This is a genomic window from Chryseobacterium sp. 2P (genome assembly GCF_059579425.1).
Map to the genome: position 1 here is coordinate 4,272,711 of NZ_CM184194.1, position 11,928 is coordinate 4,284,638.

General features: G+C 36.5%; 11 protein-coding genes. 6 read left to right on the forward strand and 5 right to left on the reverse strand.

Annotated elements, in window-relative coordinates:
- Positions 1–26 precede the first annotated feature (26 nt).
- The 4 genes from AC52CF_RS19565 to mfd form a co-directional block, all read right to left on the reverse strand.
- Positions 27–770: a hypothetical protein gene (locus AC52CF_RS19565; RefSeq protein WP_214588247.1), complete on the reverse strand. Its 744-nt coding sequence runs from the start codon at positions 768–770 to the stop codon at positions 27–29.
- Between the two features lie 3 nt (positions 771–773).
- Positions 774–1,586 (reverse strand): hypothetical protein, encoded by an 813-nt coding sequence (locus tag AC52CF_RS19570; protein ID WP_214588246.1) that lies wholly within the window; start codon positions 1,584–1,586, stop codon positions 774–776.
- Between the two features lie 8 nt (positions 1,587–1,594).
- On the reverse strand, positions 1,595–2,419 hold the full coding sequence (locus AC52CF_RS19575) for a hypothetical protein (protein ID WP_214588245.1): 825 nt from the start codon (positions 2,417–2,419) through the stop codon (positions 1,595–1,597).
- A gap of 564 nt (positions 2,420–2,983) precedes the next feature.
- Complete coding sequence (gene mfd / locus AC52CF_RS19580) at positions 2,984–6,355, reverse strand: transcription-repair coupling factor (protein ID WP_214588244.1); 3,372 nt, start codon at positions 6,353–6,355, stop codon at positions 2,984–2,986.
- A 231-nt stretch (positions 6,356–6,586) separates the two neighbouring features.
- On the opposite strand from mfd, the gene AC52CF_RS19585 reads away from it, so the two are divergent.
- Positions 6,587–6,976 (forward strand): hypothetical protein, encoded by a 390-nt coding sequence (locus AC52CF_RS19585; RefSeq protein WP_214588243.1) that lies wholly within the window; start codon positions 6,587–6,589, stop codon positions 6,974–6,976.
- Between the two features lie 56 nt (positions 6,977–7,032).
- Here the strand turns inward: AC52CF_RS19585 and AC52CF_RS19590 are convergent, their stop codons facing one another.
- Positions 7,033–7,374 carry a hypothetical protein gene (locus AC52CF_RS19590; RefSeq protein WP_214588242.1) on the reverse strand — a complete coding sequence of 114 codons (342 nt, stop codon included), beginning with the start codon at positions 7,372–7,374 and terminating at the stop codon, positions 7,033–7,035.
- A gap of 119 nt (positions 7,375–7,493) precedes the next feature.
- Here AC52CF_RS19590 and AC52CF_RS19595 point away from each other — a divergent pair, with 119 nt between their 5' ends.
- From AC52CF_RS19595 to AC52CF_RS19615, 5 genes are all read left to right on the forward strand, one after another.
- Positions 7,494–7,757, forward strand: a complete 264-nt coding sequence (locus AC52CF_RS19595; protein WP_214588241.1) for a hypothetical protein — start codon at positions 7,494–7,496, stop codon at positions 7,755–7,757.
- Positions 7,758–7,888: 131 nt separating this feature from the next.
- Positions 7,889–9,403: a GH3 auxin-responsive promoter family protein gene (locus AC52CF_RS19600; protein ID WP_214588240.1), complete on the forward strand. Its 1,515-nt coding sequence runs from the start codon at positions 7,889–7,891 to the stop codon at positions 9,401–9,403.
- A gap of 69 nt (positions 9,404–9,472) precedes the next feature.
- Positions 9,473–9,835, forward strand: coding sequence for a hypothetical protein (locus AC52CF_RS19605; RefSeq protein WP_087708697.1), 363 nt, complete (start codon positions 9,473–9,475; stop codon positions 9,833–9,835).
- Between the two features lie 95 nt (positions 9,836–9,930).
- Positions 9,931–11,166: an MFS transporter gene (locus tag AC52CF_RS19610; RefSeq protein ID WP_496517582.1), complete on the forward strand. Its 1,236-nt coding sequence runs from the start codon at positions 9,931–9,933 to the stop codon at positions 11,164–11,166.
- A 90-nt stretch (positions 11,167–11,256) separates the two neighbouring features.
- On the forward strand, positions 11,257–11,901 hold the full coding sequence (locus AC52CF_RS19615; RefSeq protein WP_375180979.1) for a hypothetical protein: 645 nt from the start codon (positions 11,257–11,259) through the stop codon (positions 11,899–11,901).
- The last annotated feature ends 27 nt before the right edge of the window (positions 11,902–11,928 follow it).

The window sequence follows — 11,928 nt, forward strand, 5'->3', positions numbered from 1 at the left end:
TTTAATTTATGAATAATAAACAGTTTTTAATAAGGCTGTAAAACAGATGTTGTTAAAACTGACTGAGACATATCGGAATTCAGAAAGTTTGTATTTACGGCTGTACCTATTCCCAGAGTTCCGCTGTTTAAGTTCCTTTTTGTACAGGCAACCTTTACCGCATAGTTGTTTTTTGGAGTAACGTTGGTAAGAGTTGCATTCATATTATAAATTTTATAAGAACCATCTGTCCCGATTAAAACATCGGTTCTTACTGCTTTTAAAAGATCATCAACAAAAATTCCGCAGGCGAATCCCGAAGAAGAATTCGAATTATTGGTTTTCTGCGCTGTCGTCTGAAAAGTGAAAACTACTTTATTGGTTGGATTGGTTACCGAATAAGTGTCCTGAGTTCCCGTAAGCACCACCCAGTTAGAATTAATTGCTGAATTTTCTGTGTACGGAGAAGTAGAACCATTAGCGCCGCTAAAAGTAGCTCCTGTCTGATCTGAAACGGTATTCATGGAAAATAAAGCCATACTCCCCTGTCCGTCTGCAATTTTTATGCTCTTCCAGTCATTTACGCCAAGCTCAGAATTATTATGGAAAATACTTCCTGCTGTTCCTGCTGAGCCTTTAATTATGTTTGTACCTCCCATTCTCAACTCCCTGTTAACATTGAGGTCACCGTTTATATCAAGCGTACCTACAGGAGTTGTGGTCTTTATACCGACTTGAGCATAATATCCTATTGAGAATGCAGAAAATATTACTAAAGCTATTTTTTTCATGATTTAGTTTAAAATTGAATTAAATACTTGCGGTACTTCATAAACATCTACCTTAAGCGAAGACTGGGTAATAAAGCTGTCAATATTGGTAGCGACATTAATTCCAATACCTAAATTTGCCGAAGTGTTATAAGATTTTAATCTGGAGCACGCCACACTTACCGTATGCTGTCCTTTTGAAAGATTTTGTACCATCCCGATCTGGTTATGCGTAATAAATGTATTGGTAGCGCTACTTGCTTTCAGATTTCTCTGTCTGAGGTTAACCAGTTTATCGTCTACAAAAATTCCGCACGCATAATCTATGGAAATATCCGGAGAAGTATTTGCCGGAAAATCTGCCTGCACTACCGTTTCAAACTGAAAATACGTCTTGCTTTCTGTACTGTATACAAGAAATGGCTGCGATAAAGACGTTATTTTCTTAAACTGATTCAGACTGCTGTAATTTGTATCTTTCACAAGGGTGGTAGATCTGTTGGCACCATTGGTAGATTCTTCCGTACTGGAAAATGTAATCCCAGTTTTATCTGAAAATGAATTATTAAAAATCAAATAAAATTTATTAGGTTCGTATTCCGGAATACGAAGTGATTTCCAGATAGGAGGATTTCCTGCTCCCTGAGAAACAAGTATCTGATCGTTATTTCCCTGAGAAATACTGTTATCTGTAGGATTGAAAACAGACAATTTATCTCTGAAATTAACATCACCGTTTACATCAAGTGTAGATTTGGGAGTGGGAGTTTTAATACCAATTTGTGCAGAAGAAAGGATTCCTGCAGAAATACAGAAAGTTAAAAATATTTTTTTCATTGGTGGGTTTAGTTACTTTTATAGGTTACATATTCAATAATATCCACTTTGAGATCAGACTCAAGAGTGAATGCATTGGAAATTGTATTGGTATTGGATATATTCCTTCCGATGGTGAACTGGGAATCTGTATTGGAAGATTCAATCTTTCTACACGCAACCTCAATTTTCTGAGTACCTACAGGAACGTTCTGCTCCGTATAGTTCAGTGTAAAGATATAATCCTGAAAACCTCCTTTCTCAGTATTGTTGTTGGAAGTAACTTTATCAGGACGTACTGCAACCAGCTTATTGTTTCGGAATATACCACAGGCAAAAGTAACACTTTGGGAAGTCGTAGCAACAGGCGCTTTCAGTTCAATTCCTGTCTGGAACTGATAGGTAAGCCTGTTTCTTCCGTTTTTAATGGTAAAATTATTTTCCAGACCCGCAATTTTCACCCAGATACCGTTGGTAACATCAGCAATGTCGTTTCCTACAGAATTCTTATAAATTCCGTCTGCAGCGACTCCGTTAGATAACGTACTGATACCCACCTGATCGGAAGATAAATACGAGTTAATGAGCTTATACTGACCTTCTTCCATAAAGGAAACATTGATCGATCTCCAGCTTGGTGTAAGACCTTCGCCCTGAGAAACAAGGACCTGTCCGTTCAAACCGGGATTACCCAGCGTTGTTGTAGTACCTCCAACTCTCAATTCTTTTCTTAAGGTGGTTTTCCCGTTTACATCGAGAACAGAATTGGGAGTACTGGTACCAATTCCCACCTGAGCGTAAGCCTGAACAGAAAATAATAATCCGGCTACACAGCTATTTATAGTCTTTTTCATAATAAGGGACTGCAAAGATAAATAAAAAAACACACAAAAAGTAGAGTAGAAATACGTAAAACGATAGAAATTAACTAATTACAGCATAGCTGAAAACAGACTGAAATTAGAATTATTACTACTAACAACTGTTAGGATTAAAGCGAAAATTCAAAAACCCTCACTTTAATGTCTCTAAATAAGGAATTAGATTTGAAATTGTATTAAAATAAATGACTCACAAACAAACATTTATTTTATTGATATACAAACATTTATAAATAACAGACAATTTTACACAAGCTTGTAAATTTATCCATAAATAGTGAAGAATTATAGTATTTAAACGTTTTAAAACCTAAAATAAATTCGATTTTATGATCCAAATTTTTCGATAATAGTTCAGAATAAAAACACGATAAAAATCATGTTTCTGAAAGATTTTTATTCTAATTTGTCTCAATATTAAGAATTATTAATATTAGTGATGTAAAAATCTGTATTACAGATACCTTTCCGGAATATTAAAATAAAATGCCGCGTCGCAAATAACAACACGGCAGTATAAAATAGTATTCTGTTCAATTAAACTTCACTCTTCAGAATTGTTTTTAAAAGATCATTCACCTCATCCACATTCCCTACTCTGTCTTTCCTCATCATCAGCTGATTTCCTTCCTTTCCTGTCTTCTCTTTCAACTGTGCTTCTTTAGGATTCTTCGTTAAATAATTAATGATAGTCCTGAATTTATTCGTCTGGTAGAATTTATCCTGAGGATTTCCCGGAAAATATCCTAAAAAAACACCGTTTTTCATAACAATCTTTTCGAAACCTATATCTGAAGCAAGCCACTTCAGGCTTACACTTTTCAATAGATTTACAGCTTCTTTCGGCAATTCTCCAAAACGGTCGATCAGTTCAGATTCAAATTTATTCAGATTTGCCTCATTATCTATTTCCGCAAGTTTCTGATAAAGCAGTAATCTTTCTTCCGTATTTGAAATATACCAGTCCGGAAGCATCAGTTCAAGATCCGTATCAATATTAACGTCTTTTGTGGTTTTAAATAATTTGTTCCTTTCTTCTTCGTTTTCGAAAAGATTTTCAAATTCCTGATCGTCTTTCAGCTCTTCTAAAGCTTCCTGCATCAGCTTTTGGTAAGTTTCAAACCCCATTTCGTTAATAAACCCACTCTGTTCCGCTCCCAGTAAATCTCCGGCTCCACGAATTTCAAGATCCTTCATCGCAATCTGGAATCCGCTTCCGAGATCCGAAAACTGTTCAATAGCTTCCAGACGTTTTCTGGCATCGGAAGTCATCATATCATAAGGCGGCGTAATAAGATAACAGAACGCTTTTCTGTTGCTTCGCCCGACACGACCTCTCATCTGGTGAAGATCTGCCATCCCGAAACGCTGTGCATCATTAATAAATATGGTATTCGCATTCGGAACATCTACTCCACTTTCCACAATGGTTGTAGAAACCAGTACATCATATTTTCCTTCCATGAAATCCAGAACGTTTTTCTCCAGTTGTTTTCCTTCCATCTGTCCGTGTCCCGTAATTACTCTTGCATCCGGAACCAGTCTCTGGATCAGCCCTGCAATATCTTTCAGGTTTTCAATCCTATTGTTGATGAAATAAACCTGTCCGTCGCGCTGAAGTTCGTAGGAAACCGCATCTCTCAGAATTTCTTCGTTAAAGCCAATTAATTGTGTTTCCACAGGCTGTCTGTTTGGTGGCGGCGTTTTAATTACGGATAAATCTCTCGCTGCCATCAAAGAGAACTGTAACGTTCTCGGAATTGGCGTTGCCGTTAATGTTAAAGTATCAACATCTGCTTTTAAAGTTTTCAGCTTATCTTTTACTGAAACTCCGAACTTATGCTCTTCATCAATAATCAGCAATCCCAAATCTTTAAACTTTACAGAGCTGCTTGCCAACTGATGTGTTCCTATAATAATATCTACTTTTCCTTCTTTTAAAGCTGCAAGGGTTTCAGATTTCTGTTTTGCTGTTCTGAAACGGTTCACATACGCCACATTCACCGGAAAATCTTTTAGTCTTTCTTTAAAACTTCTGTAATGCTGAAAAGCCAGAATCGTGGTGGGAACCAAAACAGCAACCTGCTTTCCGTCTGTCGCCGCTTTGAATGCGGCACGAATCGCAACTTCCGTTTTACCGAAACCTACGTCTCCACAAACAAGACGATCCATCACCGTATCGGCTTCCATGTCTTTCTTCACATCGATGGTTGCTTTTTCCTGATCCGGAGTATCTTCGTAAAGAAAACTTGCTTCCAGCTCATTCTGAAGATAAGAATCCGGAGTGTAGGCAAAACCTTTCGCAGATTTTCGTTGAGCGTATAATTTTATTAAATCAAAAGCCAGTTGTTTTACCCTTGCTTTTGTTTTCTGTTTTAAAGATTTCCATGTTGGAGATCCGAGTTTACTCAGTACAATCTCTCTTCCTTCCGGACCGTTGTATTTTGAAATTTTATGAAGAGAATGAATGCTTACATATAATAAGTCTCCGTTTTTATACGTCAGTTTAAAACATTCCTGAATTTTCCCGTCATTATTCACCTTTACCAGTCCCATGAATTTCCCGATTCCGTGATCGATATGGGCAATGTAATCTCCGATTTTCAAAGACATTAAATCCTTCAGTGTCAACTGCTCAGATTTGGCAAAGGTATTCTTAGCCTTGTATCTTTGGTAACGGTCGAAAATCTGGTGATCGGTGTAGACCAGAATTTTATGGTCATTATCTACAAACCCTTCATGAAGTTCAGATTTAAAACTTTTAAAAGGAAGTTTGTGTTCCAGCTCTTCAAAAATCAATTCCAATCTTTCTTTCTGTTTTTCTGTGGAAAAAGAAATCCATGTATCGAAGCCTTCATTCTGTTTGCCTTCAAGATCTTCAATTAACAGTTCGAAATTTTTATTGAAAGCAGGCTGTGAAGTCTGGTCTATCTTCATTTCTGATAATTCAATAAGTCCTTCAATAGAAACACTTCCGAAATCAACCGTTTTAAATTTTTTATAGTCAAACAGAAATTCCTGATCGGAAATAAACAATTCCTGCGGCGATCTGTGTGCAATGTCCTTGCTTAATGTTTCATATTTTTCCAGAGATTTTTCATAAAATGCTTTTAAACGCTGCATTCCCACAATTCCGTTTTTAGAAATTACAAAACTCTCTTTGGGCAACAATTGTAATAAAGAAACCCGGCTTCCCGTTACCGTAAAATTCATATTGGAAACTAGCTGAAAATCCTTCACTTTGTCAATCGAAAGCTGAGTTTCGATATCAAAAGTTTTAATACTTTCCACTTCATTTCCGAAAAATGTGATCCTGTATGGTTTTTCATTGGAGAACGAAAAAACATCAACAATTCCTCCTCTTACGGAAAATTCTCCTGGCTCTGAAACAAAATCTGCCTGCTGGAAATGATAATGATTCAGCAATTCATCCACAAAATCAAAATCCAGCTGATCGCCAACTCTTATATGATGCGAAATCGCTTTAAAATCTTCCTTTTTTAAAACCTTTTCAGACAAAGCTCCCGCATATGCAACAATAACACGCGGAGATTTTCCGGATGTGATTTTATTGATAACCTCTGTTCTCAGAACAAGATTGGCGTTCTGCGTTTTTTCCACCTGATACGGTTCCAGATGAGTCGCCGGAAAATAGAGTACTTTATCTTTTCCCAACAGATCTTCCATTTCTGTGTTCGCGTATAAAGCGTCTTCCTTATCATCCAGAATATAAAGAATGGTTTTCTTTTGGGTAAGAAATAATTCGGCTACAAAAATAGAAACCGAAGAACCCGCGCTTCCTTTTACAGAAATATGTTGATTATTTTCCAGTTGAATAAAAATCTCTTTTCCGAATTCTTTCTGAAGAAGCTCTGGAAGAAATTTTTCGCTGATGGTTTTTAATTGCATAGATAATTTGGTATGAACGCAAAAAGCGATTTCGGGAGTTTTCCGAAACCGTTTTGGCTGTACAAAGATAAGGATAAATATTTTTCTTTTAAGAAGTTGGAAAGTTTTTAAACGCTTCAAAATTCTTAATTTTTTACTAAAATTTTAAATTAAAAGTTAAAAAAAATTTACTCCTACCACATGGCACTTTGTTTGGATAAACCCTTCTACAACCACTAAAGAAATATTATTATGAAAAAAGCAATCAGAATTTTAGGAGCATTCCTGTTACTATTCTTTGTAGTCACGACCGTTTCATGCAGCGACGACGATGATCCTGCCAACAATGACTTTTTCGCAGGAACCTACAAAGGAAGTGTCGGTTATAGCGACAGCGACAACAACATCAGTTCCAATGACGGAAGTGTATTTGTAACAAAAATTGCGAGCGGAACAAAGTACAACTTTGCATTCTCCAACGGAATTCCGGATCTTAACGGAGTAGAATTTAACAAACAGGGTGATAACACGCTGGTTATGGTAGGATCTACTGCAACATCGTACATCAGGATTGATAATAACGATCTGAAAATTTTATACATAAAAGATGGAAAAACCTGGACAGCGAACTGCACCCGATAAACCAACTTTTCATACATATGTTAGAACCTGCTTTTTCTTCGGAGAAAGCAGGTTTTTTATTTTAAAGGAAGTAAATTGGGATTATTGAAATCCAATCTGACATACTTATCTGTATTTTTGATGATAAGTTCTGTTGATTGTTCAGGCTTAATAATTGAATCTCCAACACTTATGTATTGATCCAAACTTTCAGAAATCATGATACTGTCTTTTTCATAAACAATGTAATGAATGCCGTGGTTATCATAGTTAACAAACTTCTTTGCAACAACAGATTTTATCTCTTTTTTCTCTATTTCTTCTTCATACGTTTCATCTTTGTACAGAGATTTATAAATGATTACAAATCCGATAGCAAAAATTACGACTAAAGTATTTTGCGCCTGCCTTTTCATCATATCAAATGTATCATTTAATCTTTTTTTAAGCTGTAATAAACTTTAGTTAAGTTTAAAAAAATAGATTTTTCAGTTGGAATTTTCTCTACCTTTGATTCAACAAAACAAACAAATTCTCTATGAAAAAATTTTTAACTGCAATGTCTATCGTTTTAGGACTTGGACTTGCTTCCGCTCAACAGACGGCTCCGGCTGCAACAAAAGCTCAAACGGTAAAAACAGTAAAGCCAGCTAAACCTGCTCCGGCAGCTACTGTAAAACCTGCAACAGCGCCAACCGCAGCAAAAATGAAAAAAGACGGAACTCCGGATAAAAGATACAAGGAAAACAAAAAACTGAAAAAGGACGGTACTCCTGATAAAAGGTACAAGGAAAACAAGTAAACTCAACATTATTAGTTGTTATTTTCATAATCAAATTTCGAAGAACCGATGCACACTCATTCATCGGTTTTTTTTGTGTCTTATTTTCTGAAAATGACCGCCAGTTGTTCAGTTATTTATAAATTTGAACCATGGTAAACTTCCTAAAGAAATATGCAGCTTTGATCTGGGCGAAAAACCACGTCCGGAAAGCAGAAGAGTTCAAAAAAAATGCGGAAAACGATCAGGAAAAGCTTCTCTTATCCTTAACGGAAACGGCAAAAAAAACGCTTTTCGGAAGAGAACATGATTTTGAAAACATCAAAACGGTAAAAGATTTTCAGGAACGTGTTCCGGTTTCGGATTATGAAGACCTTAAACCCTATATTGAAAGGGTAAAAAAGGGACAGGCAAATATTCTCTGGACCGATACTCCTGAATATTTTGCCAAAACTTCAGGAACGACTTCCGGCTCAAAATACATCCCGATTTCAAAAGAAGGAATGCCTTTTCAGGTAAAAGGAGCTCAAAGTGCGCTGTTTCATTATATTGCCAAAAAAAACAACGCCGATTTTGTACAGGGAAAAATGATCTTTTTACAGGGAAGTCCTGAACTGGAAGAAGTGTACGGAATAAAAACCGGAAGACTTTCGGGAATCGTAGCCCATCATATTCCCGATTATTTACAGAAAAGCAGACTTCCAAGCTGGGAAACCAACATTATAGAAGACTGGGAAATGAAGGTGGATAAAATTGTAGTGGAAACGGAAAAAGAAAATATGACGCTGATTTCCGGAATTCCGCCCTGGCTGATTATGTATTTTGAAAAGCTGATTGAAAAACACGGCAAAAAGATAAAGCAGATTTTCCCGAATCTTCAGTTGATTGTTACAGGAGGCGTTAATTACGAACCTTACCGCGATAAAATGGAAGAACTTTTAGGAGGAAAAGTAGATATTGTTCAGACTTTTCCTGCTTCCGAAGGTTTTTTTGCATTTCAGGATGACTATACGAAAGAAGGCTTATTGCTTTTAACCAATCATGGAATTTTCTATGAATTTATTCCGCTGGAAGAATACGGGCGCTTCGACTCCGTTCAGCATACCACAAAAAGACTGACGCTAAAAGATGTTGAACTGAATAAGGATTACGCATTAATTTTAACAACCAATTCGGGACTTTGGGCGTATTCCATCGGAGATGTCGTGAGATTTATTGATAAAAATCCGTACAGAATTCTCGTGAGCGGAAGAACGAAACATTTTACCTCGGCTTTTGGAGAACACGTTATTGCTTTTGAAGTGGAAGAAGCCATGAAAGCCACGCTGGAAAAATATCCTGCACAGATTACAGAGTTTCATCTCGCGCCACAGGTAAATCCCACTGAAGGACTTCCTTATCATGAATGGTTTATTGAATTTGAAAAAGAACCGGAGAATTTAAATTTGTTCAAGAGCGAACTTGATGACCAGCTCAGAAAGCGCAATACGTATTATGATGATTTAATTTCAGGAAATATTCTGCAGAAACTTCACCTCACAGCTCTGAAGAAAAATGCTTTCCACGAATATGCAAAGTCTCAGGGAAAACTGGGCGGACAAAACAAAACGCCAAGACTTGCAAATGACAGAAAAATCGCCAATTTATTAGAAATTTATAAACTTTAGGCACATTTTTTTGATTCCGGAAACGTATATTCGAAAAAAATTATAAATTTGGAAAACTAAAAAATAATAATGAAAGCATCTGTACTTTTAAAATCATCTTTATTAACGTCGTTATTTGTCATTTCATCTTGTGCAACCACAAAATATAGTATGGATACTGCTAAAAATGATTATTCTAATCTGGAGGCAGGCAAAGTATATACTGTAATGATGAGAGATGGTTCCAAAAATCAAAAAATGTTATTCCGTAACGTGGAAGGAGATAACCTTATCGGGACGAAAGGAAAGAAAGACAGTACAGTAGTAACTATTCCTAAAGCTAATGTTGCAGCCGTGAGAGACAGCAGAAAAGCAAGAATTACAACCGGAGCCACCATTATCGGAGCAGCGGGAGTTGCGGCTTTGGTGTTCAGTGCTTCAAGAGCGGACTAAAATAGATTTTATCTTTTAAGTCTCATTTAATTTTTCATTTAAAAAAATGATCATAACAATAGCCTCAAGTTAATATTTGAGGCTATTTTTGTCGGATGATTTCATTTACCCCGCTTCAGACATTGAAAAATGTTGAATTCAGAAACCTTCTTACAGGCAGATTTTTTATTGTTTTAGCTTTCAGAATGCTCGCTACTTTACTCGGATGGTGGGTGTATCAGTTAACAAAAGATCCTTTTTCAATCGGTTTAATCGGGCTCTCGGAAGTAATTCCTGCCGTAAGCTGCGCTTTGTATGCCGGTCATGTTATTGATATGAATGAAAAAAAACGGCTGCTTCTGATCTGCAATTATGTATACATTTTTTTAATCAGTCTTTTGCTGATCCCTGCTTTTTTCAATGTTAAAATGCATTTTTCGGGACATGAAATCACGTACTTCATTTATGGAGTTATTTTTTTCACAGGAATTGCGAGAGCCTTTATCGGACCGATTATTCCTGTAATGATTCCTAAAATCGTAAAAAAAGAAAATCTCCCGAATGCTGTTACTTTAAATCAGGCAATATTTCTGATCTCTTCTGTTTGCGGCCACGCTGTCGGTGGTTTCCTCATCGGCTATTTCGGTGTAAAATGGACGCTTGTTGTTATTATTTCTCTGATCTTTCTGGCTTCTTTATTCTTTTTTCAGTTAAAAAAACAACATTCCGAATACAAAAAAGAGAATATTAACGTTATGGATAGTATGCGGGAGGGAATTTCTTACATTTTTAAAACCAAAGAAATTCTCGGAGCGCTGTGTCTGGATATGTTTGCCGTCCTTTTTGGGGGAGCCGTTGCCATGATTCCGGTGTATGCAACAGATATTCTGAAAGTAGGAGCGGAAGGATTCGGGTTACTGAATGCCGCATCCGATATAGGTTCAATGTGCATCATTACCATTTTATCGGTTATTCCGTTAAGAAAAAACCAGGGTAAGATTTTGCTTGGTGTGGTTACAGGTTTCGGGCTTTGTATTATCGGTTTCGGGCTTTCGAATTTATACTGGCTTTCATTCCTTTTCCTTGTGATGAGCGGAATGCTGGACGGGATTTCGGTAGTCATAAGAGGAACTATTGTTCAGCTGAAAACGCCTGACAATATCAGAGGAAGGGTTCTGAGTGTGAATTCTATCTTCATTATGTCCAGTAACGAAATGGGGCAGTTTGAGAGCGGATTATCTGCAAAATTACTGGGCGTTGTACGTTCTGTAGTATTCGGAGGAACCATGACAGTTTTGGTTGCACTGATCGTAGGAACAACAAATCCAAAATTGAGAAAAATGCAATATTAGAGTAATATACGCGTTTTTATTAAATAAATCTTAAAAACTTCAAATTAAAGTTAATAATTTTTTATATTTGTCTACAAAATATTTTCTATTATGGTAAAAAAATTATCTATTCTCCTTTCTATGGTGGTGGCTGCCTACAGCTTTGCTCAAACCTCCGCTGAGAAAGGGCTGGAGACTCAGATTGTAAAATTAGAGTCTGCTAAAAAAACTGAAGACTTTCAGCAGTCTAAAGAGTATTTCATGAAATATGTGAACACACTTTCCAGAGGTACTGAAACAAAAAAAGAAGACTGGAGAGCATATTATTACACTGCATTATCATTAGTAAGAGCAGAAATCAGTGCTCAGAGACAAGGTAATGTGCAAAATATTGAAGAAACTTCAGGGCTGGCAGAAAAATATCTTGCCGGGGTATTTGTGAAAAATCCGAATAATGCTGAAGCTAACATTCTTTTGTCTCAAATTTATCTACTTAAATCATCAGGTAATTCCACGGACAGTGCTGCCAACTTAGCAAAAGCGAATGAATATCTTGCCAAAGCAGAATCTGAAGACAAAAACAATCCAAGGATTGATGTAATAAAAGGTGAGATTGCGTTTAGTTCCAACAAAGAATTGGCAAAAACTTATTTCAATTCTGCTGCGGCTAAATTTAAAACGTATAGTAAAAAATCTAATCTGGACCCGAACTGGGGGAAAGAAGACATCAGTTACTATCTTTCTATTCTTAAATAATCTGTCATAATCAAGATAAATTCGACT